The organism is Elioraea sp. (genome assembly GCF_022842375.1).
Taxonomy (GTDB): Bacteria; Pseudomonadota; Alphaproteobacteria; order Acetobacterales; family Acetobacteraceae; genus Elioraea_A.
The window spans coordinates 186766-211835 of sequence record NZ_JALHPR010000004.1 but is presented as its reverse complement, the minus strand read 5'-3'; the positions used below and the strand labels follow the sequence as shown (position 1 = coordinate 211835).

The 25070-nt window shown below is 70.0% G+C and carries 22 protein-coding genes and 1 pseudogene; 11 read left to right on the top strand and 12 right to left on the bottom strand.

All coding sequences use genetic code 11. The features are described from left to right. The first annotated feature begins 138 nt into the window (after window positions 1–138). Together Q0C38_RS05865 and fusA are read left to right on the top strand one after the other, a co-directional pair. On the top strand, window positions 139–2466 hold the full coding sequence (locus Q0C38_RS05865) for a methyl-accepting chemotaxis protein (protein ID WP_291296129.1): 2328 nt from the start codon (window positions 139–141) through the stop codon (window positions 2464–2466). A gap of 247 nt (window positions 2467–2713) precedes the next feature. Then, on the top strand, window positions 2714–4792 hold the full coding sequence (gene fusA / locus Q0C38_RS05860) for an elongation factor G (RefSeq protein ID WP_291296128.1): 2079 nt from the start codon (window positions 2714–2716) through the stop codon (window positions 4790–4792). 158 nt (window positions 4793–4950) lie between these two features. Here fusA and Q0C38_RS05855 read toward each other — a convergent pair whose 3' ends face one another. From Q0C38_RS05855 to Q0C38_RS05845, 3 genes are all read right to left on the bottom strand, one after another. Continuing rightward, window positions 4951–5463: a DUF305 domain-containing protein gene (locus Q0C38_RS05855; protein ID WP_291296127.1), complete on the bottom strand. Its 513-nt coding sequence runs from the start codon at window positions 5461–5463 to the stop codon at window positions 4951–4953. Between the two features lie 95 nt (window positions 5464–5558). Then, window positions 5559–6035 carry a DUF3429 domain-containing protein gene (locus Q0C38_RS05850; protein WP_291296126.1) on the bottom strand — a complete coding sequence of 159 codons (477 nt, stop codon included), beginning with the start codon at window positions 6033–6035 and terminating at the stop codon, window positions 5559–5561. Beyond that, window positions 6035–6544 carry a flavin reductase family protein gene (locus Q0C38_RS05845; RefSeq protein ID WP_291296125.1) on the bottom strand — a complete coding sequence of 170 codons (510 nt, stop codon included), beginning with the start codon at window positions 6542–6544 and terminating at the stop codon, window positions 6035–6037. The genes Q0C38_RS05850 and Q0C38_RS05845 overlap by 1 nt, the downstream gene beginning before the upstream one ends. Before the next feature lie 106 nt (window positions 6545–6650). Between Q0C38_RS05845 and Q0C38_RS05840 the strand changes: the two genes are divergently transcribed. The 4 genes from Q0C38_RS05840 (at window position 6651) to Q0C38_RS05825 (ending at window position 8918) form a co-directional block, all read left to right on the top strand. Beyond that, window positions 6651–6992 carry a hypothetical protein gene (locus Q0C38_RS05840; protein WP_291296124.1) on the top strand — a complete coding sequence of 114 codons (342 nt, stop codon included), beginning with the start codon at window positions 6651–6653 and terminating at the stop codon, window positions 6990–6992. Between the two features lie 90 nt (window positions 6993–7082). Next, window positions 7083–7541 carry a host attachment protein gene (locus tag Q0C38_RS05835; protein WP_291296123.1) on the top strand — a complete coding sequence of 153 codons (459 nt, stop codon included), beginning with the start codon at window positions 7083–7085 and terminating at the stop codon, window positions 7539–7541. A 124-nt stretch (window positions 7542–7665) separates the two neighbouring features. After that, on the top strand, window positions 7666–8097 hold the full coding sequence (locus tag Q0C38_RS05830) for a DoxX family protein (RefSeq protein WP_291296122.1): 432 nt from the start codon (window positions 7666–7668) through the stop codon (window positions 8095–8097). A gap of 14 nt (window positions 8098–8111) precedes the next feature. Continuing rightward, window positions 8112–8918 carry a class III extradiol ring-cleavage dioxygenase gene (locus Q0C38_RS05825; RefSeq protein ID WP_291296121.1) on the top strand — a complete coding sequence of 269 codons (807 nt, stop codon included), beginning with the start codon at window positions 8112–8114 and terminating at the stop codon, window positions 8916–8918. A gap of 12 nt (window positions 8919–8930) precedes the next feature. Here Q0C38_RS05825 and Q0C38_RS05820 read toward each other — a convergent pair whose 3' ends face one another. The 3 genes and pseudogenes from Q0C38_RS05820 to Q0C38_RS05810 form a co-directional block, all read right to left on the bottom strand. After that, window positions 8931–10529 (bottom strand): ABC transporter substrate-binding protein, encoded by a 1599-nt coding sequence (locus tag Q0C38_RS05820; protein ID WP_291296120.1) that lies wholly within the window; start codon window positions 10527–10529, stop codon window positions 8931–8933. 38 nt (window positions 10530–10567) lie between these two features. After that, the gene (locus Q0C38_RS05815) at window positions 10568–12118 is read right to left on the bottom strand and encodes an amidohydrolase family protein (protein WP_291296119.1); all 1551 of its coding nucleotides are present in this window, start codon (window positions 12116–12118) and stop codon (window positions 10568–10570) included. 62 nt (window positions 12119–12180) lie between these two features. After that, window positions 12181–13772 (bottom strand): annotated as a pseudogene (locus Q0C38_RS05810) (ABC transporter substrate-binding protein). A 167-nt stretch (window positions 13773–13939) separates the two neighbouring features. On the opposite strand from Q0C38_RS05810, the gene Q0C38_RS05805 reads away from it, so the two are divergent. Further along, on the top strand, window positions 13940–14428 hold the full coding sequence (locus Q0C38_RS05805) for a MarR family winged helix-turn-helix transcriptional regulator (RefSeq protein WP_291296118.1): 489 nt from the start codon (window positions 13940–13942) through the stop codon (window positions 14426–14428). Between the two features lie 7 nt (window positions 14429–14435). Here the strand turns inward: Q0C38_RS05805 and Q0C38_RS05800 are convergent, their stop codons facing one another. Together Q0C38_RS05800 and Q0C38_RS05795 are read right to left on the bottom strand one after the other, a co-directional pair. Further along, window positions 14436–15452: an LLM class flavin-dependent oxidoreductase gene (locus Q0C38_RS05800; RefSeq protein ID WP_291296117.1), complete on the bottom strand. Its 1017-nt coding sequence runs from the start codon at window positions 15450–15452 to the stop codon at window positions 14436–14438. A gap of 35 nt (window positions 15453–15487) precedes the next feature. Then, window positions 15488–16804, bottom strand: a complete 1317-nt coding sequence (locus tag Q0C38_RS05795) for a DUF445 domain-containing protein (RefSeq protein WP_291296116.1) — start codon at window positions 16802–16804, stop codon at window positions 15488–15490. A 189-nt stretch (window positions 16805–16993) separates the two neighbouring features. Here Q0C38_RS05795 and Q0C38_RS05790 point away from each other — a divergent pair, with 189 nt between their 5' ends. From Q0C38_RS05790 to Q0C38_RS05780, 3 genes are read left to right on the top strand one after another with little or no spacing between them, the layout of a single operon-like run. Then, complete coding sequence (locus Q0C38_RS05790) at window positions 16994–17752, top strand: metal ABC transporter ATP-binding protein (protein WP_291296115.1); 759 nt, start codon at window positions 16994–16996, stop codon at window positions 17750–17752. Window positions 17753–17770: 18 nt separating this feature from the next. Further along, entirely contained in the window at window positions 17771–18628 is an 858-nt protein-coding gene (locus Q0C38_RS05785) for a metal ABC transporter permease (RefSeq protein WP_291296114.1), read from the top strand. Between the two features lie 11 nt (window positions 18629–18639). Next, window positions 18640–19572 carry a metal ABC transporter solute-binding protein, Zn/Mn family gene (locus tag Q0C38_RS05780; protein WP_291296113.1) on the top strand — a complete coding sequence of 311 codons (933 nt, stop codon included), beginning with the start codon at window positions 18640–18642 and terminating at the stop codon, window positions 19570–19572. Window positions 19573–19575: 3 nt separating this feature from the next. Here the strand turns inward: Q0C38_RS05780 and Q0C38_RS05775 are convergent, their stop codons facing one another. Continuing rightward, on the bottom strand, window positions 19576–20829 hold the full coding sequence (locus Q0C38_RS05775) for a DUF4010 domain-containing protein (RefSeq protein WP_291296112.1): 1254 nt from the start codon (window positions 20827–20829) through the stop codon (window positions 19576–19578). A 45-nt stretch (window positions 20830–20874) separates the two neighbouring features. Between Q0C38_RS05775 and Q0C38_RS05770 the strand changes: the two genes are divergently transcribed. Continuing rightward, window positions 20875–21228 (top strand): RidA family protein, encoded by a 354-nt coding sequence (locus tag Q0C38_RS05770; RefSeq protein ID WP_291296111.1) that lies wholly within the window; start codon window positions 20875–20877, stop codon window positions 21226–21228. Here Q0C38_RS05770 and Q0C38_RS05765 read toward each other — a convergent pair whose 3' ends face one another. From Q0C38_RS05765 to Q0C38_RS05755, 3 genes are read right to left on the bottom strand one after another with little or no spacing between them, the layout of a single operon-like run. Further along, a complete protein-coding gene (locus tag Q0C38_RS05765; RefSeq protein ID WP_291296110.1) occupies window positions 21229–21759 on the bottom strand; it encodes a TIGR00645 family protein in 531 nt (176 codons plus the stop codon). A 17-nt stretch (window positions 21760–21776) separates the two neighbouring features. After that, a complete protein-coding gene (locus tag Q0C38_RS05760) occupies window positions 21777–22397 on the bottom strand; it encodes an HAD family phosphatase (RefSeq protein WP_291296109.1) in 621 nt (206 codons plus the stop codon). A 50-nt stretch (window positions 22398–22447) separates the two neighbouring features. Further along, window positions 22448–25048 carry an AMP-binding protein gene (locus Q0C38_RS05755; RefSeq protein ID WP_291296108.1) on the bottom strand — a complete coding sequence of 867 codons (2601 nt, stop codon included), beginning with the start codon at window positions 25046–25048 and terminating at the stop codon, window positions 22448–22450. Window positions 25049–25070 lie beyond the last annotated feature (22 nt).

Sequence of the window (25070 nt, the reverse complement as noted above, 5' to 3'; positions counted from 1 at the left end):
TCACCTTTGGTCAACCCCTCGCTGGCACATTATCGGACTTTGTATCGTCACCGCCGAGGATAGAGGTCGATCATGCTTCGGACCATTCGTTCGCGTATTGCGCTGAGCGTCTTCGTTTTCGTCTGTCTTGCGGTCGCAATGGCAGGCGAGAAGCTGATCGTCGCAGTGGCGGAACGGCGTGACGCCATCTCCCTCGGCCAGGTCGCGGTCTCGCGCGAGAAGGTGGCGGCGGCTGGGATCGCCCTGTCGCTCGAGCGGAGCGTGACGCAGGTGTCTCTCGCGTTGCCGGCCCCGCCGCCCGAGGCACTCCGCAACCTGCTCACGCAGGCGCGCAGCGCGGTCGATCGCGCGCTTGCGGAGGTGAACGCGTCCGTTTCCAACCTTTCCACATCTAGCCAGATCGACACGTTCAGGAGCCGGCGCGCCGCCTGGTCCGGGCGCCGCGCCCACGCCCGCGCGGAGGCAGACCGGCTCCTGGCGCGGCCTCTGGAGGAGCGAAATGCCGCGCAGGTCAGCGAACTGATCGAGACGTTGAAACAGGCCAGCGCCGATATCGCCCAGGACATGGTGTTGCTGCGCGGGCCTGGATACAGGATCCGCACCGAAGAGGATCTGCTGGAGCGGCTCGCAGCGTCAGCACTGCAACTGCGGGAGTTTGCGGGACTTGAGCGGACGTACCTCGTGATCGTCGCCGCCACTGGCAAGCAGTTCACGCCGAGCGAGCGGGAAGCGGTGCAACAGTACAGCCAAGTGCGTGATGCCGCGATGGCCGAGGTACGCAAGCTTGGCGCCTTCGCGGGCGTGCCTGGTGAGATCACCTCGCAGGTGCGGCGGATCGAGGAGACCTATTTCGGCGCCTATGCCCGCACCCGCGAAGCGATGTTGGCCGAGGCAGCGAAGCCTGCGCCCGCCTATCCGCGCACCATGGGGGAGATTTTTGCCGAGTCGAACGCGGCGATGGCCGAGATCGAGGCGCTGCTGACGGGCGCAAGCCGAATCGTCGTCGAGGCGTGGCAGGCGGAGGCAAGGCGGGCGCTTGGCAATGTTCTCACCACGGCGGGCTTCAGCCTGGCGTTGCTGGCCGTCGCGGCTGGGCTGCTGTGGGTGGTGCTCGGCCTCGGTCTCTCCCGGTTCGACCGCGTGCGCCAGGCAATGCAGGCGCTGTCCGAGGGCAAGCTCGACACCGACATCCCCTTCGCTGGCAGGCCGGACGAGGTGGGTGCGATGGCCGGCGCGCTGGCCGTGTTCCGCGACCAGGCGCGCGAGAACACCCGCCTCGCCGCGGAGGCCGAGCGCGAGGAGCGGGAGAAGCGCCGCCGCCACGAATTGATGGAACGCTTCACGCGCGACTTCGCCGCCTCCGTCGGTGGCGCGATCGAGGCACTCGGCGCCAACGCGCAGGCGATGCGTGGCCATGCCGAGGAGATGCACGGCGTGGCCGACAGGACGCAGGCCGAGGCAGGCGACGTCGCCGGCGCGGCCGATCGCGCGGCCGGCAGCCTTGCCGAGGTGGCGAGCGAGGCCGAGGCGATGGTCGGGGCCATCTCGCAGATCACCACGGAAATCGGCGCAGCGAGCCGGGCTGCGGCGGAGGCGGTGGCCGATGCGGCGGCCGCGGGCAACCTGATCGGGCAGCTTCGCCAGTCAGCCGATGAGATCGGCGGCGTGCTGTCCATCATCGACGACATTGCCGGCAAGACCAACCTGCTGGCGCTCAACGCCACGATCGAGGCGGCGCGGGCCGGCGATGCGGGCAAGGGGTTCGCGGTGGTCGCGTCCGAGGTGAAGGGGCTGGCTGGCCAGACGGCGCGTGCGACCGACGACGTCGGCCGCCGCATCACCGCCGTGCGCTCGACCACCGCCGAGGTGGCCGGTGCGCTGGGGCGGGTGGCGCAGGCAATCGGTCGCGTCGATCGCATCTCGGCCGCGGTGGCCGATGCGATGGGCGCGCAAGGGCACGTGATCGCGCGGATCGTCTCCGAGGTGCAGGCCGCCTCGGCCGAAACGCGCAGCACCTGTGGCAGCATGGGTTCGGTGCGCGCGGCGGCGGAAACCGCGGCCGACCGGGCGCGCGCCATGACAGGCGCTGTCGACCGCGTGGCGTCGGGGACGGAGGCGCTGAAGCACGACATCGATGCCTTCGTGGCGCGGACCGAACAGGGCGAGCGGCGCAGCTTCGAGCGCTTCGCCTATGGCGGCGAGGTCGAGGTCGTCGGGGCGGGCAGCACGACGCGGCTCGCGGCGGTCGACATCGGCGTGGGGGGGCTCGGGCTCAGCGGCCAGCTTTCCTGCCGCGTCGGCGATCGGGTGACGCTGCGCCTGCCGCGCGGAGAGGGCATGGTCGAGGCCCGGGTGGCGCGGGTGTCCGGCAACGAGGTCGGTACGCTGTTCCTCGATGACGAGACGACGGTCGGCACGGTGCGGCGGGTCATCGCTGCTCTGGACGCGCTGCCCAAGGCAGCCTGACCGGCCTTCGGGACCGCCCCGGCGCGTCGCGCATCCGTCGTGTCTGGTGTGTCGTCTGTGGGGTTGCATTCCGGGCCGGTCGCGGGCAGATAGTGCGCGGTTCCGGAATGCTTTGGCGCGGCAGCGGCGTGGGCGAACGATCGTCCACCTCTGTCGCGTCTGTCCATGGATGCGCCGGCGCTCGATGCATCCTTGGGAACGTCCGACCGAGTTTGCCAAAGACACTTTGCAAGATACGGAGGCCCACGTGCCGCGCAACACACCGATCTCGAAGATCCGCAACATCGGCATCACCGCGCATATCGATGCCGGCAAGACGACCACGACCGAGCGGATCCTCTACTACACCGGCCGGTCGCACCGGATCGGCGAGGTGCACGAGGGCAACACCACGACCGACTACATGGAGCAGGAGCGCGAGCGGGGGATCACCATCACCTCCGCTGCCGTGACCGCCCAGTGGAAGGACCACCAGATCAACATCATCGACACGCCGGGGCACATCGACTTCAACATCGAGGTGAACCGTTCGCTCCGCGTGCTCGACGGCGCGATCTTCATCATCGAGGGTGTCGCCGGCGTCCAGCCGCAGTCCGAGACCAACTGGCGCCTGGCTGACCGCTACGCCGTCCCGCGCATCATCTTCATCAACAAGATGGATCGCACCGGGGCGGATTTCTACAAATCCGTCCAGTCGCTGATCGACAAGCTCGGCATCACCCCGCTCGAGCTGCAGCTGCCGATCGGGGCGGAGGACCAGTTCCTCGGCGTGATCGACCTCATCGAGATGAAGGCGATCGTGTGGGACGGCTCCGAGCTCGGCGCCGCCTTCCATGACGAGCCGATCCCGGCCGACATGGTCGAGAAGGCCAACGAGTACCGCCAGAAGCTGCTCGATACCGCGCTGTCGATCGATACGGTCGCGATGGAGGAGTATTTCGACAAGGGCGACGTTTCGGTCGAGACGCTCAAGCGTTGCCTGAAGAAGGGCACGATCGACGGCACGTTCCGCCCCGTGATGTGCGGCACGGCCTTCAAGAACAAGGGCGTGCAGCCGCTTCTTGACGCAGTGCTCGACTATCTCCCGGCCCCCAACGAGGTGCCCGGCATCCGCACCGTCGTCGAGGAGGGATCGGAGGAGCTGGGCCGCGTGATCGAGATCACCGACGAGGCCAAGTTCTCCGGCCTCGCCTTCAAGATCATCAACGACAAGTACGGCACGCTGACCTTCGTGCGGGTCTACTCGGGCGTGCTCCGCTCGGGCGACCAGGTGTTGAACACCACGAAGGACGGCAAGGAGCGCATCGGGCGGATGTTCCAGATGCACGCCGACAAGCGCGAGGAGATCAAGGAGGTCTACGCCGGCGACATCGCGGCGTTCATCGGCCTGAAGGATACCCAGACCGGCGACACGCTCGCCGATCCGTCCGACCCCGTGGTGCTGGAGCGGATGGTGTTCCCGGTGCCCGTGATCGACATCTCGGTCGAGCCGAAGACGAAGGACAGCGTCGAGAAGATGACGCTCGGCCTGCAGAAGCTCGCCTCCGAGGACCCTTCGCTCCGGCTCAAGACCGACCAGGAGACGGGCCAGACCATCCTTTCGGGGATGGGCGAGCTTCACCTCGAGATCATCATCGACCGCCTGAAGCGCGAATTCGGCGTCGAGGCGAACATCGGCGCCCCGCAGGTGGCCTACCGCGAGACGATCTCCAAGACCCACACCGAGATCTACACCCACAAGAAGCAGACGGGTGGCTCCGGCCAGTACGCCGAAGTGAAGGTGGTGTTCGAGCCGCTCGAGCGGAACGCGGGCATCGTGTTCGAGAACGGCGTGGTCGGCGGCTCGGTGCCGCGCGAATACATCCCCGCCGTCGAGAAGGGCATCAAGGTGCAGGCCGACACCGGCGTGCTCGCCGGGTTCCCCACGGTCGACTTCAAGTACAGCCTGATCGACGGCAAGTACCATGACGTCGACTCCTCGGCGATGGCCTTCGAGATCGCGGCCAAGGCCTGCTTCCGCGAGGGCATGAAGAAGGCCGGCCCGGTGATCCTCGAGCCGATCATGGACGTCGAGTGCACGACGCCGCCCGACCATGTCGGCGACGTGGTGGGCGACCTCAACCGCCGCCGCGGCATGATCCAGAGCCAGGACGTGATCGGCACCTCCGTCATCGTGCGCGCGCACGTGCCGCTGTCGGAGATGTTCGGCTACATCAGCGACCTGCGCTCGATGACCAAGGGCCGCGCCTCGTTCACCATGCAGTTCCACCACTACGACCCGGTGCCGCGGAACATCGCCGAGCAGATCATGGCGAAATCCGCCTGAACCTTTACGTTGTCCTGAGCCTCTACGGCGTCCTGAGCCTCTACGTCGTCGTCGTGACCTGATCCGGCAACGCCGGCGCCCCTGGCGCCGGCGTTGTCCGTTTCGCCCCGGTGTGGTGATCCGGGTTCTGGCGCCCCGGCCGCCTCGCCGCCGCGACCTTACGGCGCCGGCGGAGGGGCACCGCGTTCGCGATAGGAGCGCAGGTCCACCGCGCCATCCCCCACAGGGCTCCGTTCCAGCGCGGCGAGGAGCGTCTGCATCTCGTCGATCTCGCGCATCTGCGCGGCGATGATCCTGTCGGCCAGGTCACGGACGCGGTGGTCGCGGATGCGGGCGCGTTCGCTCGTCAGGACCGCGATCGAGTGGTGCGGGATCATCGCCCGCATGTAGGCCACGTCGTCGACCGTCGTCTGGCTGCGCACGAGCCAGAGAGCGGCCGCGAACACGCCGATCGCCGCGACGACGATGGTGATGTTCGCCAGCCTGTTCGGGTACATGCCCCACATGAAGCCGAGCATCACGAAGGCCATGGTCGCGCCCATGACAAGCGCCATCCAGGCCCGCGTCTCGCTGAAGAAGACGTGCTCGACGGCGTAGGTGTTGAGATACATCAGCCCGAACATGATCAGGGTCGATGTCACGATCATCGCCGCGAAGCGAGCATAGCTCATGGCGCCTCTCCCGCAGGCCCTCCCGCCCGGGGAACGCGGCCAGCACTGTCGGGTTGCACCTGGCTGGGGTCCGCTGCGGCAGGAGGGCGGCGCGATCAGCCCCGGAGCACGGCGACCCACACGGCCGACAGCATCGCCACCACGGCGAGCGTCAGGCCGCGCCTCAGCCAGAGATAGGATGCGCTGATCCTGCCCGCGCGTGCCGCCCCTTCCTCCGCCATCCAGGTGGCGGCGAAGCCGGCGACGAGGATGCCGAACCCGGCCCAGAGCGGGGCCAGCAGCGCCGCCCAGGCGACGAGCGAGGGCAGCACCCCCATCGTCAGTCGCGCGCGGGCGGCCACGGCGTCACCTGGCGCGGCCAGCGCCAGGCCCCAGTGCACGGCGCCGAGGAAGGCGAGGATCACCGCGCCGTAGGCAAGCACGGCATCGACTGCGAGCCCGCTCATCGGCCCGCCACCAAGGGCAATGGCAGTGCCGGCGACGAAGGGGATGAGGCCGCCGAGGCCGAGCCAGAGGGCAGGGAAGGGAAGCCCCTTCAGGGGCTGTCCTCCCTCTCCGTGGCCATCCGGCATCAGGCTGCCTCGTCCGCCGCCACAGCCTCGAACCGCCCGCGGAAATACAGCAGCGGCCGGCCGGCCGGCTGCCAGTCGAGGCCGATCACGCGGCCGATCAGGATCGCATGGTCGCCGCCATCGGCCACGCGCTCAACCCGGCAGCGAAGCCTGGCGAGGCAGCCCTCGAAGGCTGGCAGCGCATCGTCATCCTCCGCCCATTCAAGGCCCGCCCAGGGGTCGGCCGCCACCGCCTCGTGCCGGCGGCGGGCGAAGCGGCGGGCGAGGTCCTGCTGGCTGTCGGCGAGCACATGGATCGCCCACGCCCCTGCCTCGCCGAAATGGGCGAGCGCGCTGCCGCGCCGGTCGAGGCAGAACAGCACGAGTGGCGGGTCGAGCGAGACGGAGGCGAAGCTGTTGACGGTGACGGCCGCCGGCCGCCCATCCTGCCCGCGCGACGAGACGACGCACACGCCGGTGGCGAAGGCGCCGAGTGCGGCGCGGAAATCCGAGGGGGCGACCAGATGCATCGCAACGACATGGCCCCATCAGCGCGCGCCGGCAAGCCTGATTGCTGCACTGCCCGCTGTGTCGGGGGCGGTTGAACGCGACCGCGCGCAGGCACATGTGACTTGGATGCAGGACGAGCGTCATCGCGTACACGAGGTCGAAATCATCCCTCCCGGCGCCGACAGGCAGCGGGCGGGCGCCGACAGGGAGCGGGCAGGGGCCGAAGGGCAGCCGGGGCTCGGGGGAGACGGGTTCAGCCGGGGCGCACCCGGGGTGAAGCCGCTGCCGCCGATGCTGCGGTCGGCGATCCTCGTCGCCGCCCTTGCGGCGGGGCTCGGGCTTCTCGCGCTGCTCGTCGTGTTCGCAGCGACCATCGCGCTCATCGCCATTCCGGCAGCGCTGGTTGCCGGTGTTGCCGCCTGGGCTGGGATGCGCTGGCGGGCGTGGCGGGGCGGTCGCGTGAAATAATCGTCACATCCTGCGGTAGCTTGCCGCAGGTCAATGCACGCACCTCCGCCCGCGGCCAGGATGGCTGAAAGCATTGGGGGAGGATGCAGGATGACCAGAAGGGATGAGGTTCTCGTTCTCGTCGCGGATGCGTCGCGGGCGGAGCTGTTGCGGCGGCTCAGGTCAGGCCCGCCGTTCGAAACGATCGCCGTCTTCGACAATCCGGACGCACATCTGCCCGATCGTGCGCTGGGCGAGGACAGGCCAGGGCGGACGCATGAGAGCGTTGGCCCGCGTCGGAGTGCGATCGCCCCGCGGACCGCGCCCCGCACCCGCGTTCTCGTCCGCTTCGCCGCGGCGCTCGCCGCCGAGGTCGAGGGGCGGGTGGCTGCGGTTCCGGGAACGCGCGTGGTGCTCGCCGCCCCGCCGCGGCTGCTCCGCATGATCGAGGCGCGGCTCAATGTCGTGGCCGCGTCCGCGGTCACGCGGACCGTACCGAAGGACCTGACGAAACTGCCGAAGCTCACGCTGCAGGCGCGGCTGGCCGATACGCTGTCGGCGCCCGGCTGAGGTGCATCCATCCGTCATACGGATTCACCGAATTGGAAGTCGATATTCGCCACGGATGGAAGGGAGACGCACCTTCACCTCGACAGCGGGCCGATCGTGGCCCGCAACGCGAGGAGAGACCCCGATGATCGACCGTGACACCCAGGTGTCGACCGCTGCGTTCCTGCTCCGCGTGAGCATGGGCGTGATGTTTCTGGCCCATGGCCTGCTGCTGAAGGTGATGACGTTCGGCGTCGGCGGCACCGCCGGATTCTTCCAGTCGATCGGCTATCCGGCAGCACTCGCCTATGTCGTGATCGGGTTTGAGATCGTGGGCGGCCTCGCGCTGATCCTCGGCGCCTATGTCCGCGTCGTGAGCCTCGCCCTCATCCCTGTCATGGTCGGTGCCACCCTCCAGCACCTGTCGAAGGGCTGGGTCTTCAGCGCCCAGGGCGGCGGCTGGGAGTTCCCGGCATTCTGGACCGTCGCGCTGGTCGCCCAGGTCCTGCTCGGCGCCGGCCGCTGGGCGCTGGTTGAGAACCGCCTGCCCGCGCGGCTCTCGCTGAAGACCGCCTGATCGAGGAGGGGGCCGTGGCCGCGCTCATGCCAGCACTGTTCCTGAGCCACGGCGCCCCCGACTTCTCCGCGCGGCCCTCGTCCGCGCGGGAGGTGCTGTCCTGCCTCGGCGCGACCCTGCCGCGACCAGCGGCCATCCTGGTCGCGACCGCGCACTGGGAGACGGCGGAGCCCTCGCTCGGTGGGGCGGAGCGGCCGGTGACGCTGCATGATTTCGCGGGGTATGACTGGCGCGTCCGCCGCCGTCGCTACGCTGCCCCCGGCGCCCCGGGGCTGGCGGCGGAGGCGACCGCGCTCCTCCGCGATGCGGGGTTCCCGGCCATCAGCGACGTTTTCCGCGGCCTCGACCAGGCGGTCTGGGGGCCGCTTTCCGTGCTCTACCCGGAGGCCGACATCCCCGTCGTGCCGCTGTCGGTGCAGCCTTTCGCCGATGCCGCGCACCACCTCGCCGTCGGCCGCGCGCTCGCGCCCCTGCGCCGCCGCGGCGTGCTGATCATCGGCACGGGCGCGCTGACGCATGACCGGCGCCACATGGCGGCAGAGCCTGACGTTCCGGGCGAATGCCCACGCGCGGCGCGCTTCGCCAACTGGCTCGGCCGCGGGCTTGCGGCGGGGGACACCGAGGCGCTGCTGGCCTGGGAGGAGGGGCCCAACGCCTGCACAAGCCATGCGACGGCGGAGCATCTCTGGCCGCTCTTCATCGCCTATGGCGCGGCCGAGGGGCCCGGCACGTGCCTGCATGCGTCCGTCCAGCACGCGACGGTGGCGATGCAGTTCTGGCGTTTTGATGGCGTATCGGCGGGGGCATCCGCCCCCGCCTGACGGAGGCGATGCTCAGTCTATCCTGACCCAGTTCAGCACCAGCGCATCATCGGGGCGCTGCACCACCTGCACGTTGCTGCGCACCGCCCACGCGAAAGGCTGCTGGTGCAGCGGGATGTGGCCAACGTCCTCCTTGTGGATCCGGAACGCTTCCGAGATCAGCGCCTGGCGCTTCTCCTGGTCGATCTCGGTGCGCACCATGCGGGTGAGCTCGTCGAACCGTGCGTTCGACCAGCCGGCCGGGTTGTAGGTTCCCTGGCCACCCATCGCCTGGCCCTGCGGCAGGAAGCGGCCCGGCGTTCCCATCACCGTGAACATCGGCGAGAGGCTGTCATAGGTCGAGGGCTGCCACGCAAGCATGTAGAAGCTCGTGTTGAACGACAGGATCTTCTCGAAGAACCTTGTCCGCGTCTGCGCGTTCAGCCGGACGGTGACGCCGATGCGCGCGAGCATGGCCACGATCGCCTGGCAGATCTGCTCGTCGTTCACGTAGCGGTCGTTCGAGCAGTCGAACCCGACCTCGAACCCATCCGCGTAGCCGGCTTCGGCCATCAGCGCGCGGGCGCGCGCGGTATCGTAGGGAAGGCGCGTGTTGAGCGCTGCATCGAAGCCCTGGATGCCGGGGGCGACCATCAGCCCTGCCGGCACCGAGGCGCCACGCATCACGCGGGAGCGGATCGCCTCGATGTCGATGGCGCGGTGGAAGGCCTCGCGCACGCGCCGGTCCTTGAACGGGTTGCGGCCCTTGATGTTGCTGTCGATCAACTCGTCACGGTGCTGGTCCATGCCGAGGAACAAGGTGCGAAGCTCCGCCCCCGTGAGCACGCGCGAGCCGCCGGCGGTGATGCGCGCGGCGTCCTGCAAGGGGGCCGGATACATCATGTCGACCTCGCCCGAGAGCAGGGCCGCGACCCGCGTCGGGTCTGACCTGATGGGCGTGAACACCACCTCGGTGAGGTTGTGCCGCACCTCGCCCCACCAGGCGGGGTTCGGCACGAGCACGGTGCGCGTGTCGGGCTGGCGGCTGCGGATCATGAACGGGCCGGTGCCGTTGGCGTTGCGGCTTGCGTAGTTCTCGATGTTGCCGCGCACCGAGGATGGGGCGGCGGCATTATTCTTTTCCGACCACGCTCGGCTGAAGATGAACCAGGTGGTGATCTCCTGCGGGAAGATCGGGTTCGGCGTGCGCATCAGGAACTCGACCGTCAGCGGGTCGACGACGCGGATCTCGCGCACGGTCGAGACCTTGTTCGTGACGTCGCTGTTCGGCGCGATCGCGCGCTGATAGCTGAACACCACGTCATCGGCGGTGAACGGCGTGCCGTCATGGAAGCGCACATTGGGCCTGAGGTGGAACCGCCAGGTGGTGGCATCCACCGCCTCCCAGCGCGTTGCGAGCGCGGGGATGAGCTTCAGGTCCTTGTCGCGCTCGATCAGCGGCTCGTAGATGTTGGCCTGGAACGAGTGCGAGAAGGTCTCGTTCAGCGCGTAGGGGTCGAGCGAGTTGGCATCATTCTGGTAGGCGAAGCGGAAGGTCTTGGCCTCCGCCATGCCGCCCGCGAGAAGGCTCGTTCCAAGCAGCAGCGTTGCGGCCAGCAGTGTTCGTCGCATCGTTGGTCTCCCGGTCTCGTTGGCCGTGGTGGTGCGCCTCATTGCGCCGCCTTCGGATGGGCAGCGTCTCCCCATTCGTTGTGTCCGCGGATCGGGATCGATCGCGGGAACACCTCGTCGGCGCCGCGCTTCGCCCAGTCACGCTCATGCACGGTAGCGAGCGCGCGCTCCTGCCCGGCGGCGAGATCGGGCAGGGTGGAGGTGACGTCGATGGTCGTGACCGCGAAGTCGCGCACGATGTGCCGTCCATCGACGAACACGTCGCGGATCGCGCGGTCCTGCGAGCAGAACAGCAGCGTCTGCAGCGGATCGCGCAGCGGGTGCAGCGAGGGGTGGGTGAGGTCGACCAGCACAAGGTCGGCCTTGGCCCCCGGGCTGAGCCTCCCGATGTCGTTGCGCCCAAGGGCACGCGCGGCCCCGATGGTCGCCGCATGGAACACCTGCGCGACCGAGGTGGCCGCGACGTCGCGCCGCGACACCTTCGCGAGGATGAGCGCCCAGCGCATCTCATCCAGCATGTTGTGCGGGTTCGTATCGGTGCCGATCGCGACATTGATGCCGGCCTCGATGTAGCGGCCGAGATCCTCGAGCAGCACGCCGCCGCGTGAGAACTGCACCGGGCAATGCGCGACCGACACGCCGGCCCTCGCCATCCGCCCGATATCGTTCCGCTCCGGCCAGTTCACCCAGGAATGATGGTCGCCGAAGATGGCGTGCCCGATCGTCAGCCGTGGCGAGAGAACGCCCAAGGATTCGAGCCAGGCGATCGGCGTCATGCCGTGGCGGCGCAGGATCTCGCGGAACTCAACCACCGCCTGGGCGGCATGGATCGTCCACGGAACGTTGCGGCGCTCGGCTTCGGCGGCCGCTGCCTTGATCAGCTCCGGCGCGCACGTGTCGATCTGGCCTGGTGCCACCAGCGCGTTGAGCCTGCCGCAGGGGTGCGCGACGGCCTGGTCGAGCAGCGCGAACGCCTCGGCCATCGCGCGTTCGCCGGCGGGAATGTCCCACTCCCACATCACCTCGCGGCCATTCGGCGTGTACCAGGTGCCCGAGCGGAACGAGGGCGCGATCCAGGTGCGGATGCCGGTCTCGGCCACCTCGTCGAGCCAGTTGGCGCGGATCGGCGTGTAGTCGACGAAGCTCGTCGTGCCGCTCTTCAGCATCTCCCACACCGCCAGCCGCGCGGCGGCGGCGCGTGCGGGCTCGTCCGAATAGACGCGGCCGTCACCCTGGCCGGCGGCAACCTCCGCCAGCGTGCGTGTCTTCGAGGATCGCCCGACGAGCTGGATGTATTCGTAGAGCGTGCTCATGCCGAACTGGCGGCTTTTCCGCTCCTCGATGATGCCGCGCAGCAGCGGCTCGCCTGTCGGGTGGGAGTGGATATCGATCAGGCCTGGCATGACCATGCGGTCGCGCCCGTCGATCGTCGTCGTTACGATCCCCTGCCGATCCTCGAAGCCGTGGCCGACGAAGACGAGGTCAGGCCCGTCGAACACCACGTCTGCATCGCGGAGATAGACATGCGCGCCGGCCGCCCCGTCCCAGGCAACGACCCAGGCGGCGCGCTTGATCCATGTTGCGGTCACATCGTTCTCCCGGTCCGTCCCGCGTCATTCCGGGACGGATGCAGAACGATGTCAAGCTGGGGTCAGGCGCGGCGGACGTTCCAGAAATAGGGTGCCGTGCCCTGCAGGATGCCGGTGAGCGACCGGCGGAAGGCCGTGCGGATGAAGAAGCGGCCCAGTGGCACCGTCGCCGCCTCGCTGCTCGCCACGCGGCCGATCTCGGCCGCCAGCCTCTGGCGCGCCTCCGGGTCGGGTGCGTCGAGCCAATCTCCCGTCAAGCGTTCGACCGTCTCGCTCGCGTACCAGCCGAACCAGCCCTCCGCGCCCTGGCCGCGCGTCAAGGGATTGACCGCTGGATTGATGAAGTTGCCAGCCTGGCCGAAGGAGTGGAACACGCTCCACCCGCCACGCTCCGGCGGTTCGCGGCTGGCGCGGCGCTGCACCACGCTGCCCCAGTCGGTCTGCACGAGGTCGGCCTCGAGGCCGATGCGCTTGAGCAGGTCGGCCGTGATCTCGCCCATCGGGCGGATGATGGGGAAGTCGGTCGGGTTGATGATGACGGCGCGTGCGCCCGCGAGCCCCGCCGCAGCGAGGGCCGCCCGCGCACGCTCGACCGACCGTGGCCCCTCGAGGCGTTCGGCGCCGGCGGTGGTGGCATAGTCGGTGCCGCAGGGAAACAGCGAGACGCAACGCTCCCACAACGACCGGTCCGGCCCGTTCACGGCCGTCATGTAGTCGTCCTGGTCGAGTGCGGTCTGCACCGCCTGGCGGGCGCGGATGTCGTTGAACGGCGCGTGCAGGTGGTTGAAGCGCAGGAACCCGAGATAGCCCGTCGGGTCGGCGACGAGGGTGTCGATCGCGCGGTTGCGCACGAGGGTGGGCATCAGGTCAGCCAACGGCTGTTCCCACCAGTCGACCTCGCCGGCCTGGAGCGCGGCCCCGGCGGTCGCGGGGTCGGGGATGATGTGCCACTCGATGCGCTCGAAATGCGCGACCTTGCCGCCGGTTCCCCATTCCGGCGCCTCCTGCCGCGGCACGTAGCGGTCGAACTTCGCGTAGGCCGCGCGGCTGCCCGAGACGAACTCGTCACGCAGGAACCGGTACGGGCCGGAGCCGACGACCTCGGTGATCTGCGTCGCGGGGTCGGTGCGGGCGATGCGCTCTGGCATGATGAACGGCACCTGGGCGAAGCTTTTCGCCAGCGCATCGAGCATCGCGGGGAAGGGGCGGGTGAGGCGGATCTCGACGGTGCGGTCATCGGCCGCACCCCAGGAGGCGACGCGTGCATTGACGATCTGCCCGAACGCATCGCGCCGTGCCCAGCGCGAGAGGCTCGCGGCGCAATCCTGCGCGCGCACAGGTTCGCCGTCATGGAAGCGAAGCCCCTCGCGCAAGCGGATGCGCCAGGTGAGACCGTCGGCCGACACCTCGTGGCCCTCGGCCATCTGCGGCCGCGGGCGAAAGCGGCTGTCGACGGCGTAGAGCGTGTCATACACGGCGAAGCCGTGGTTGTCGTCACCGTCGCCGTCGTCCAGATCGGGTCGAGCGAGGTGAGGTTCGCCTGCGGAACGAAGCGCAGCACGCGCGGATCGGCGGCACGCTGGGCGCGGGCGCGGCCAGCTCCCACTGCGAGTGGCGCCGTGGCGGCGGCGGCAAGAAGCGAGCGGCGCTTCATCGGCATGCTGGTTCTCTCCCCTGTCGGTCTCTCGTTGCCGCTGGCGGCTTTCGCCGCCGCGTTTGGAACCCGATAACAACGCTACGTCATGATGGTCCCACATGGAACCATTTTCGGGCGGGGCGTTTTGCGCCACTGTGGCGGCATCCAGGGCGGAGGCGAAGGCGATGGCGCGACAGGGTGACAATCGACGTGCCGCAGCGCTCGGCATCCTCGACCGCAATGAGATCAGGCTCGCCTACCGCCTCTCATGGCTGGCGAATTTCTACTCGGGGCCGATCTATCGCCGGCTTGAGCGCAGGCCCGGGCTGACGCGGCCGGAGTTCATCGTGATGTTCTGCCTCGCCCACGCGCCAGGCATCTCGGCGGCCGAGATCTGTGCCGCGACCGGCCGGCCCAAGAACAGCATCAGCCGCGCGGTGAACCGGCTGATCGGCGATGGCCGCATCCGCCGCCGCGCCGACCCCGAGGATGGCCGCGCCGTGATCCTCGATCTCACCGAGGCGGGGCGGACGCTCTATGCGAAGCTGATCCCTGAATTCCGCACGCGCGAGGCGCGCATGCTGGCCCCGCTCACGCCAGCGGAACGGTCAGAGCTTGACCGCCTGCTCGGCAAGCTGGTGCATCGCGAGGATGACTGGGCCGAGGTGTTCTGAGGCCTGCTCAGGCAGCTTTGGCGAGGCCGGATGCATCGGCGAGCGCGGCGTACGACGCGCGCCGCGCGGCTGGGTCGTGGCAGGGCGTCAGCACCGCCACCTCGTCGGCCCCGCACTCTGCCGCAAAGCCGGCAAGCCGGGCCTGCACGACAGGCCCCGTGCCGATGAACCCTTCCGCGCCGAGGCGGTCGACCAGCGCACGCTCGTAGCCATCGAGTGCTGCGATCTCGGCCGCCGCGCGCTCGGGCGCGGGCAGCGGGGCGTAGACGCCGCGGTCACGCCAGATGCGCCAGAGCAGGCGCGACGCAGCGTGGTACTGCGCCTCCGCTTCCGTGCGCGCGGCAAGGGCGAACACGGCCACCGCGGCGCGGGGTTCGGCGAGCCAGGGCGAGGGCTTGAAGCGGCCGCGATAGAGGCCGATCGCGTCTGCCGCCCCTGCATCGGTGATGAACTGCGCAAACGCGTAGGGCAGGCCGAAATGCGCCGCCACCTGCGCGCCGTAGGCCGACGAGCCGAGGATCCACACCTCCGGCCGCGTCGGGCCTTCCGGGTTGGCAATGATGCGCGCATGCGGGTGGTTCACCGGCAGCCCATCGCCGAGGAAGCCGAGCAGCTCGGCGAGCTTCTGGGGAAACCGATCCGCCTCCTCGCGCGCCAGCGGGTTCAGTGCAAGCGCCGTCAGCCCGTCGGAGCCGGGCGCACGGCCCAGCCCGAGATCGATCCGCCCAGGGGCCACGGCCTCGAGCGCGCGCGCCACCTCCGCCACCTTCAGCGCGGCATAGTGCGGCAGCATGATGCCGGCGGAGCCGATGCGGATGCGCCGCGTGCGTGCGCCGATCGCGGCCATCACGATCTCGGGAGCGGCACCCGCGTGCGCCCCGCTGTTGTGGTGCTCGGCGAGCCAGTAGCGCGCATAGCCCATCGCCTCCGCCGCTTCGGCGAGCGCGATGGTCTCGCGGATCGCCTCCGCCGGCGTGCGGCCTTCGGCGACGGAGGACTGGTCGAGGATCGAGAGCGGGATCATGAGGTGATGATGCGTCCTGGCATGGCGTGCTGCAACTAGATCGGCACACGCCCGAACAACGCGGTGAGTAGCCCGTAGAGCAGCGCGCCGACCGCCGCACCGACCAGCGTGCCGTTGAGGCGGATGAGCTGCAGCTCGCGCCCGACCTTGAGCTCGATCCGCTCGATCAGGTCGGCATCCGACCAGCCGGCGACCTTCTCGGCCACGAACCCCTCGATCCGCGCCTGGGCCGAGGGGGCGAGGGCTGCCACCGTCTCCTCGAGCAGGCGGTTGAGGCCCGCGCGCGCCGCATCGTTCTCGGTGAGCATGCGGCCGAGATTGCCCATCAGCCCCGTCAGCGCCGCGACGATGCGGCCGTCCTCACGCTCCGCATCGAAGCGTGCCATCTGCGAGAGGCGAAGCACGGCGTCCTCAAGCCAGAGGGCAACGGCTGGGTGGGAGGCTGCACGGCGCAGGACGTCGCCGATCTCGGCTGCCCGGGCCGGGTCCTTCTCCAGGCGATCGATCTCGTGACTGACCCACGCATCGAAGGCGGCGCGGAGGTCGCTGTCATCGGGCTCGACCTTCGAGAGCTCGGCATTGGCGGCGGCAAGCACCTTCTTGGCGATCCAGGCACCGGCGACCCATTTCACCATCGACCCGCCCTGTTCGGCGACGCGCGCCTCGATCGCCGACTTCAGCTTGTCCTCGTTGTTGGCCAGCGTGATCTTGATCCGCGTGAGCGCCTGGCTGAACACCTCCTGGTGGTGGCTGCCATCGAGGAACGAACGCAGCAGGCGCGCGACCACCGGCCCGGCTTCTGGCCCGGACACGAGCCGCGGCAGCACGCGGCGCAGCGCCTTGCGTGCCCGGCCATCGGCGAGCGCCTCGAGCAGTTGCGGCACGAAGGGGGCGAGTGCGATGGCCGCCCGCCGCGCCGAGGCGGGATCAGACAGGAACCGCCCCGCCGCCGCCCCGACATCGACGCCGTCGACCGCGCGGCGGATGCTCTCGGGCGTGAAGAACTGGCGCGCGACGAAGCGGCCCATGCCGCCGGCCAGCCGCTGCTTCTGCCGCGGCAGCAATCCGCCCAGGCCCGTCCACCGCCCGAACGGGTAGCGGAACAGCGCGTTGACCGCGAACCAGTCAGCCACCGCGCCGACGAAGCCAGCCTTGGCGGCAGCGTGGAGCATGTCGAGCCAGAACGGCCGCGGGGCTGGGATGGCGTAGAGGCCAATGGTCGCTGCCAGCGTCGCTGCCATGGCAAGCCCGGCATAGAGGCGCCAGCGGGTCAGGGTGGCGCGATCATCGGCGCGCTCGCGCTCGCGGATGAGGTCGCCTGGTGGGGTCTGGGGAAGGTCGCGTTGTGACATGGGGCGGAAACTAGCAGGGAGCCGCGGCGCGGTCGCGACCTTGTCCGATCACAGGCGTGATGTTATAGAATAACGTATCATGAAGCCGCGAAACCCGCTGTCCCTGTCCGCCGGTGTTGGCGAGCGTGTCGTGCTCGCTCTCGGGCTCGCCGCGCTGCTGTGGCTGGGCGTCCTATGGGCGGTTGGCTGATGCGCCGGCCCCTGGTGCGATCCCCGGCGATACGGCTTGCCGACGTGACGGTCACGTATGACCGCCGGCCCGCCGTGCACCATGTCAGCGGCGCGTTCGCCGCCGGCAGCCTCACCGCCATCGTCGGCCCGAACGGGGCGGGCAAGACGAGCCTTCTCCGCGCGCTGACCGGCGCGCAGCGGCTCGATGCGGGAACCCTCGACCGTGGCGGGCTTGCTGCCTCCGACATCGCCTACCTGCCGCAGCAGGCGGTGCTGGACCGCAGCTTTCCCATCTCATGCGGCGAGGTGGTGATGATGGGCCACTGGCGCCGCACCGGCCCGTTCCGCGGGATGGGCGAGGCGCAGCGTGGCGAGGCCACCCAAGCGCTCGACGCGGTTGGTCTTGGTGGCTTCGGCGCGCGGCAGATCGCGAGCCTGTCGGCCGGGCAGTTCCAGCGCGTGCTGTTCGCGCGGATGATGCTCGAGGATGCGCCGGTGATCGTGCTCGACGAGCCGTTCAATGCCATCGATGCCCGGACCACGGCCGATCTCCTCCGCCTCGTCGCGCGCTGGCATGGCGAGGGGCGGAGCGTGATCGCGGTGCTGCATGACCATGACCTGGTGCGTGCGCATTTTCCCCAGACGCTGCTGCTCGCGCGTGAGTTGATCGCCTGGGGGCCAACCGAGGCGGTGCTCACCCCCGCCAACGGTCTGCGCGCCCGCATGATGGCCGAGGGCTGGGACGAGGATTCCGGGACCTGCGCCCAGGCCGCCTGAAGGGGGCGAGATCCGCCGATGCTGCTCGACCCCTTCCTCGAATTCGCGTTCATGCGCCGCGCCCTCGTCGGCTGCCTCGCGCTGTCGCTCGCCGCGCCACCGCTCGGCGTGTTCCTCGTGTTGCGCCGGCTGTCACTGATCGGCGATGCGCTCGGCCATGCGATCCTGCCGGGTGTCGCGCTCGGCGCGACGGTGGGCGGCCTCAGCCTTGTCGCAATGTCAACCGGCGGGATCGTGGCCGGTCTCGCCATCGTGCTCGCCGCAGGGCTTGCCACGCGCGGCACGGGCATCCGCGAGGATGCCTCGCTCGCCGGCTTCTACCTGGTGGCACTCGCCGCGGGGGTTGTCATCGTCTCTGCCGGCGGCAGCGGTGTTGACCTGCTCGACCTGCTGTTCGGCGCTGCCCTCGGCGTCGATGACGGCGCGCTGCTCTTCATGGCCGTCACCACCACGGTGACGCTGCTCGCCCTCGCAATCATGTGGCGCCCGCTGGTGACCGAGACGTTCGACCCGGGCTTCCTCCGCCATGCCGGCGGCGGCGGGGCGCTCTGGCATCTCGGCTTCCTCGGCCTCGTCGTGCTGAACCTCGTTGCTGCGTTCCATGCGCTCGGCACGCTCATGGCGGTCGGGCTGATGATGCTGCCGGCGACGGGGGCGCGGTTCTGGGCAGCCTCGGTCGGCGGGCAGGTGGCGGCTTCGGTGGCGGCCGCGGTCGTCGCCTCGTTCTGCGGCCTGCTCGTTTCATTCCACGCCGACCTGCCGACCGGGCCTGCCATCATCCTCGCGGCCGGCGTGATCTGGGCCACGGGGCTCGTTGCCGGTCCGCAAGGATCCTTGCTGCGGCGGCTGGTCCGCCGTCCCCATCTCGCCGGATAGAGGAGAGATCCATGCCATCCATCACACGCCGCGCGGTGCTTGCCGCCCCACTCGCCGCCCCGCTCGCCGCCATCGCAGCACCGGCCCGTGCGCTCGACCCGCGGCCGGCGGTCGCCTCCTTCTCCATCCTCGCCGACATCCTGCGCGAGGTCGGCGGACCGTTCCTCAGCATCGACACGATCGTGGGCGCCGAGAAGGATGCGCATGGCTTCCAGCCGGCACCGTCGGATGCGCAGAAACTCGCCCGCGCGCGCTTCATCGTCGTCAACGGCCTCGGCTTCGAGGGGTGGATGCCGCGGCTGATCCGCGCCTCGGGCTTCAAGGGGACACAGATCACGGCAAGCCGCGGCATCGCCACGATCAAGCCCGCGCAGGGCCACGGACACTCCCACGGTCACAACCACAGCCATGGCGACGAGGCCGACCCGCATGTGTGGCAGGACCCGCGCCGGGTGCAGCAGATGGTGCGCACCATCGCCGAGGGGCTTGCCGGGGCTGACCGCGAGGCCGCGGAGGCCTATCGCGCCAACGCAGCGCGCTTTGTGGGCGAACTCCAGGCCCTCGACACCTGGGTGGCGGAGCAGTTCGCCACCATCCCGCGGGCGCGTCGCCGCGTCGTCACCTCGCACGATGCGTTCGGCTATTTCGGCGCCCGCTACGGCATCGATTTCCTGAGCCCGCAGGGCCTCTCGACGCGGAGTGAACCGTCAGCGCAGGGAATCGCACGGCTGGTGCAGCAGATCAGGCGCGACCGTATCACCGCATTGTTCATCGAGACGGGGGCGAACCCGCGCGTGCTCGAACAAGTGGCGGCGGAAAGCGGCGCGCGGATCGGCGGCAGGCTGTTCGCCGATGCGCTGAGCAAGGCCGACGGGCCGGCGCCGAGCTACGTCGCGCTGATCCGCCACAACACGCGCGCGATCGCCGAGGCGCTAGCAGGCTGATCCCTACCGCACCATCAGGGCGACGGCGAAGCCTGCCGCGGCGATCACCGCCAGCACGGCGCCTGGGAGAAGGCCGCGCCCGCCGCCGAACACGGCCGCGTAGCCTGCCTTGACGAGGTTGTTGCTCGCGCAGGCGAGCAGGATCGCACCAACGGCACCGGGCTGCGGCGTCGTCGCCAGGCTGATCGTGAAGGCATCGAGATCGCCGAGGCCGACGATGGCAGCGACCGCGTAGAGCCCCGCCGTGCCGAACCGGCCGCCCAACAGCGCCATGGCGGCCGAGATCACCACGAACAGCGCGGCGAAGGCGATCGCGGGCGCGATCCGCAACGGGTTGCCCGTTGGCGGCGGCGGGGCCACGCCCTGGCGGGTGCCGCGCGCGAGCAGCAGCCCCGCGGCGATCGCGGTCACCGCCGCGAAACCCGCGAGAAAGGGGGCGAGGGCGAGGGCCAGCGCGGTGTCGAACACACCCGCGACCAGGCCGACGCGGGCGAACATTACCGCCGTCGCCGCGACGATGCCGGCCTCCGTCGCCGGCTGGCGCGTCTGGGCGCCTTTGAGGTCGCGCGCCAAGGCCACCGTCACTGCAGTCGATGACCAGAGCCCGCCGAGGATCGCGCCGATCAGTGGCCCGTGGCCCGTCGAGACATAACGCTGCAGCAGGTAGGTGCCCCAGGAGATGCCCGACATCGCGACGACCGCGAGCCACACCTCGAACGGCGTGACGGGAAGCCACGCGGCTATCGGCTCGCGCGGCACCACGGGCAGGATGACGCCGGCGAGCACGATGAAGCGCGCGGCCGTGGTGATTTCCTCTCCCGGCACGCGGGCGGCGAGGCTGTGCAGCGAGGTGCGGGCGCGCAGCAGCAGGACGAGCGCCATGGTGAGGCCGAGCGGGATCCAGGATGGCAGCGCGACGGATGCCGGCCCGATCGCCGCGGCGGCAAGGCCGCAGGCAGGCACCATCAGCCCGCCGCGGAGTCCGGGTTGCCCATCGGCCTGGACGGCGATCCAGGCGCGCCAGTAGAGCAGCCCGGCCGCGGCGACGAACAGCAGCAGCACGAGGAAGGCGAGCCCCGAGCGTGGTTCGAGCAGCCACAGCACCGCACCGGTGAGCGAAAGCGTCGGGTAGGTACGGACGCCGCCGGGGCGGCGCACGCCGTCCTGCCCGTAATGCTCCTCGAAGGCGAGGCCGAGGAACAACCCAAGCCCGAGCGCAAGTGCAAGGCCAACCGCGGTGGAGGGCGCGCCATCCATCGCCACAGGTTAGCATCGTGCGCGACTCGTCACGAGGAGGAACCCATGCTGCGGCGCATCGACATCGAGAATGGCCGGCTCTGCAACGCCGTGGTGCACGGCAACGTCGTCTACTGCGCGGGCCAGATCCCGGTGGACCCCACCGCGGATGCCGCCGGGCAGACGGCAAGCGTGCTCGCGGAGATCGACGCGCTTCTGGCATCCGCCGGCAGCGACAAGTCGCATATCCTCCAGGCGCTGGTCGTGCTGGCCGATATCCGTGACGCACCGGCGATGAACGCGGCCTGGGATGCGTGGGTCGATCGCGAGAACCCGCCGGCGCGCGCGACGATCGAGGGCAAGCTGGTCGACCCCCGCTGGAAGGTGGAGATCGTCGTGACGGCGGCGGTGAAGCGCTGACTACTTCCCGCCTTTCTCGCCCGTGCTCGGCCAGATCACCGTCAGGCGGTCGAGCACGCCGAGGAACAGGGCCGAGGCGATGAACACGATGTGGATGACGACCTTCCAGTAGATGTCGTCATTCGTGAAGTTGGCCGAGTTCATGAAGATCTGCAGCAGGTGGATCGAGCTGATCGCGACGATGGCCGACGCCACCTTGATCTTGAGGGAGCCGGGGTCGAGCTGGCTGATCCAGGTGATGCGGGGCGCATCCTCGTCGCCGTTGTCGAGGCGGGAGACGAAGTTGTCGTACGAGGAGAGCATCACCATCACGACGAGGCCGGCGACCAGTGCCTTGTCGATCAGCTGCAGCATCGCCAGCAGCACCTCGGTCTCGTCGCGCGCGGGGAATTTCATGATCACGTCGGTGATCTTGAGCACGAACTGCCCGGCGAACACGAGCAGCGCCACGGCAAGCCCGACATAGAACACCACGAGCACGTAGCGGCTTGCGAGGATGGTGCGCTCGATGATCTTCTGGAGACCGTTCACGGCGTTTCCCCCGCTGCTCAGGCGGCGACGGGAAGGCCGAGTGCCGCAAGGTCGCGCGCCAGCGCCTCCGGCCCGGTATAGTGAACGGCGCGAAGCCCCGATGCCGCGGCAGCGGCGACGTTCTTCGCGCTGTCATCGATGAACACGGTGCGTGCCGGAACGACGCCGAACCGCGCGATCGTGTGGCCGTAGATCGCGGCGTCGGGCTTCACCAGCCCGATCCGGCCGGAGACGACGACGCCACGGAACCGGCCGAGGAAGTCGTAGAGCTCCTCGGCGTAGGGGTAGGTCTCTGCGGACCAGTTGGTCAGGGCGTAGAGCGGCACGCCGGCCGTGTGCAGCGCCTCGAGGATCGCGACAGTGCCGTTGATGGGGCCGGCGAGCATCTCGTGCCAGCGGCCACGATAGGCGGCGATCAGCTCAGCCTTGTCGGGGTGGACGGCGGAGAGCTCGGCGATCGCCTGGGCCCAGGGGCGGCCGCGGTCCTGCTCGAGGTTCCAGGCGGGCGCGCACACATCGCGCAGGAACGCCTCCATCTCGGCCGCATCGTCGAACATCTTGCGGTAGAGGTGGCGTGGGTTCCAGTCGATCAGCACGCCACCGAGGTCGAAGATCACGGTGTCGACGGGCTCGCTCATGAGGGGCTCCTGTTGCGGCGGGCGCAGAGAAGGGGCCGGGTGGGCAGCCGTCAAGCGCCTTCGAGGGCAGCGACCGCGGCGCGAAGCCGCCGTGCCACTTCGGCAGCGTCCGCCGCCCCCTCGGTCAGGGTCGCGGCCGGGATGGCGGGGCCGAACACGACGCGCACGGGGTGGGGCTTCGGGAACCGGGCCGTGCGCGGCATCGCCTCGAACGTGCCGGTGATCCGCGCCGGCACCACCGGTGCACCTGTGGCGCGGACGAGCTCGCCAATGCCAGGCATGAAGGTCTGGAGCCTGCCGTCGGGGCTGCGCCAGCTCTCCGGGAACCAGACCAGGCAGTCGCCCCGCTCAAGCGCTGCGCGGGCGTAGGCCAGCGTGGTGCCGGGCGCGCGCTCATCCACCGGGAAGATGCGCGCCGCACGGGCAAGGAACCGCCCGGCCTTGCTGCCGAACAGCCGCCCGCGATCGCCGGCCCAGCGGATCCGCGCAAGCGCTGAAGGCGGCAGGGCAGCACCGACGATCGTCGGGTCGATGTCGGACAGGTGGTTGGCCGCGATGATGACGGGCCCGTCTGGGATGTTCGCCCGCCCCTCCGTGCGCAGGCGGAACATCAGGGCCATCAGCGCGCGGTTGACGACGGCAAGCACGCGCCCCGCGAGCCGTGGCCACGGCCCAGGCGGGTCGAGCCAGCCGAGGTCGGGCGGCGCCTGCACGGCCGGCGCGGCGGCAGGCCGGTCGATCACGAGCCGCAGCAGGTCGGCCAGCGTGCCGACCGTGCCGAGCTCCTCCTCCCCGAGCGCGATGCCGAGCCGCGCCTCGATCTCCATCGCGAGCGAGAGGAGGCCAAGGCTGTCGAGCCCGAGGTCGAGCTGCGGCGACTGGGCGGGCGAGACGACGCGGCCCGGAAAACGCTCCCGCAGCAGCGCCCAGAGCGCATCGGCAGGCGGCGTGGCGATCAGCGCGCGATCCTCGTCGGTGAGCGCGGCGCTGGCCGGCGCGCGGCCCGCGGCCGCTTCCTCGTACAGGCGTGGCAGCAGGAAACGCTGGATCTTGCCGAGCCGCGTGCGCGGCAGTTTCTCGCGCGTGATCGCGAAGCCGGACAGGCGCTGCCAGCTGGGCAAGCCCTGCGCCGTCGCGGTGAGGGCAACGCGCACGGCATCCTCGATCCGCGGCGTGCCCGAGGCGGCGATCGCCGCCTCGTCGGGCACCACGAGGCCGACGAGCGATCCCGCCTTCTCGACCAGCCCGATCTCGGCGATCGCGGGGTCGGCGGCGAAGGTCTTCTCCAGTTCCTCGGGGAAGATGTTCTTGCCCCCGCCGAGCACGATCATCTCCTTCACGCGCCCGACGATGTGGACATACCCATCGCCGTCGACGAAGCCGAGATCGCCCGAGCGGTACCAGCCATCCTCGGTGAAGGCGGTTGCGTTGGCCTCGGGGTTGTCGAGGTAGCCCGCGAACACCGACGGGCCCTTGGCCTGGAGCTCGCCCACGCCTTTGTCGTTCGGTTCGAACACACGCAGCGTAACGCCAGGCAAAGGGAAGCCCTCGGCGCCGATGCGCGCCCGGTCCTTGTGGTTGTTGGTCAGGATCGAGGCGGTCTCGGCCAGCCCCCAGCCCGACAGAACCTGCCAGCCGAGCGCCTCGAGCGGCCAGATCGTCGCGGCATCGAACGCAGCGCCGCCCGACGCCATGAGCCAGAGATCGGGCGCGAGGCTGCGGTGGATCGACCCGAACACCCGCTTGCCGATGCGGATGCCAAAGCGACGGCGGAGGAACAGCGAGAGCGAGAAAAGGGCATTGAAGATCAGTCGCTTGGGCAGGGGCTGCGCCGCGACGCGGCCCATCAGCCCCGCCAGCAGCGCGGCGTAGAGGCGCGGCACCGCGACCATGACCGTGCACTGCCCGGCCTTCAGCGCAGCGACCAGGAGGGGGCCCGTCACGCCCTCGGGCAGCACCACGGTCGCGCCGATGGCCAGCGGGGTCAGCACGCCGACGGTGAGCGGATAGACATGGTGCAGCGGCAGCGGCAGCAGCGCGCGATCGGCAGGGGTGACGATGCCCTGCGCGGCAATCGTGCGCACGTTGTGCAGGATGTTGGCGTGGGTCAGCAGGAAGGCCTTCGGCCTGCCCGTCGTGCCGCTGGTGGTCACCAGCATGGTGGGCTCATCGGGCGCGATCGGGGGCAGGGGAGCGCCTGGCTCACCCGCCCAGTCGTGCCAGTGCGCCAACCCCTCGGCGGCCTCGAGCGTGGCCAGGACGAGCGTCGCGTCGACCGCGGCAAGCCGTGGGGCGAAGGTGGCATCGACGAAACCAAGCCGCGCGCCCGAGGCGGGAACCAGGACGGCAAGCTCCGCGTCGGACGTCGTCTCGTCGAACGCGACCGTGACGGCGCCAAGCGCGCCGAGGGCGAGGCGGACGGTGATCCAGCCGGGCCCGGGCGCGCCGAACAGGATCACCCGCTCGCCGGTCCCGACCCCGCGCGCGGCAAGCGCGCCGGCAAGTGCAAGTGCATCGCGTCCCAGCGTGGCGTGGCTGGTCGCCTCGCCGCCGCCGCCGCGCACGGCGAGCAGCGCAGGGTGGCCCCCGCGGGCAGCGAGCGCGGTGACAAGGTCGCGCGTGGTCAAGAGCGGTGTCGTATCCGGTGCCATGGCATGGAAGATAAGCGCCCCG

What these genes read in the sequence shown, in the direction of transcription:
- Q0C38_RS05820 (WP_291296120.1), bottom strand. Translation starts at nt 10,529, where the DNA reads ATGCGACGAACACTGCTGGCCGCAACGCTGCTGCTTGGAACGAGCCTT.
- Q0C38_RS05770 (WP_291296111.1), top strand. Translation starts at nt 20,875, where the DNA reads ATGCTGCGGCGCATCGACATCGAGAATGGCCGGCTCTGCAACGCCGTG.
- Q0C38_RS05850 (WP_291296126.1), bottom strand. Translation starts at nt 6,035, where the DNA reads ATGCCGGATGGCCACGGAGAGGGAGGACAGCCCCTGAAGGGGCTTCCC.
- Q0C38_RS05760 (WP_291296109.1), bottom strand. Translation starts at nt 22,397, where the DNA reads ATGAGCGAGCCCGTCGACACCGTGATCTTCGACCTCGGTGGCGTGCTG.
- Q0C38_RS05855 (WP_291296127.1), bottom strand. Translation starts at nt 5,463, where the DNA reads ATGAGCTATGCTCGCTTCGCGGCGATGATCGTGACATCGACCCTGATC.
- Q0C38_RS05865 (WP_291296129.1), top strand. Translation starts at nt 139, where the DNA reads ATGGCAGGCGAGAAGCTGATCGTCGCAGTGGCGGAACGGCGTGACGCC.
- Q0C38_RS05805 (WP_291296118.1), top strand. Translation starts at nt 13,940, where the DNA reads ATGGCGCGACAGGGTGACAATCGACGTGCCGCAGCGCTCGGCATCCTC.
- Q0C38_RS05830 (WP_291296122.1), top strand. Translation starts at nt 7,666, where the DNA reads ATGATCGACCGTGACACCCAGGTGTCGACCGCTGCGTTCCTGCTCCGC.
- Q0C38_RS05775 (WP_291296112.1), bottom strand. Translation starts at nt 20,829, where the DNA reads ATGGATGGCGCGCCCTCCACCGCGGTTGGCCTTGCACTTGCGCTCGGG.
- Q0C38_RS05835 (WP_291296123.1), top strand. Translation starts at nt 7,083, where the DNA reads ATGACCAGAAGGGATGAGGTTCTCGTTCTCGTCGCGGATGCGTCGCGG.
- Q0C38_RS05780 (WP_291296113.1), top strand. Translation starts at nt 18,640, where the DNA reads ATGCCATCCATCACACGCCGCGCGGTGCTTGCCGCCCCACTCGCCGCC.
- Q0C38_RS05790 (WP_291296115.1), top strand. Translation starts at nt 16,994, where the DNA reads ATGCGCCGGCCCCTGGTGCGATCCCCGGCGATACGGCTTGCCGACGTG.
- Q0C38_RS05800 (WP_291296117.1), bottom strand. Translation starts at nt 15,452, where the DNA reads ATGATCCCGCTCTCGATCCTCGACCAGTCCTCCGTCGCCGAAGGCCGC.
- Q0C38_RS05795 (WP_291296116.1), bottom strand. Translation starts at nt 16,804, where the DNA reads ATGTCACAACGCGACCTTCCCCAGACCCCACCAGGCGACCTCATCCGC.
- Q0C38_RS05840 (WP_291296124.1), top strand. Translation starts at nt 6,651, where the DNA reads ATGCAGGACGAGCGTCATCGCGTACACGAGGTCGAAATCATCCCTCCC.
- Q0C38_RS05845 (WP_291296125.1), bottom strand. Translation starts at nt 6,544, where the DNA reads ATGCATCTGGTCGCCCCCTCGGATTTCCGCGCCGCACTCGGCGCCTTC.
- Q0C38_RS05755 (WP_291296108.1), bottom strand. Translation starts at nt 25,048, where the DNA reads ATGGCACCGGATACGACACCGCTCTTGACCACGCGCGACCTTGTCACC.
- Q0C38_RS05785 (WP_291296114.1), top strand. Translation starts at nt 17,771, where the DNA reads ATGCTGCTCGACCCCTTCCTCGAATTCGCGTTCATGCGCCGCGCCCTC.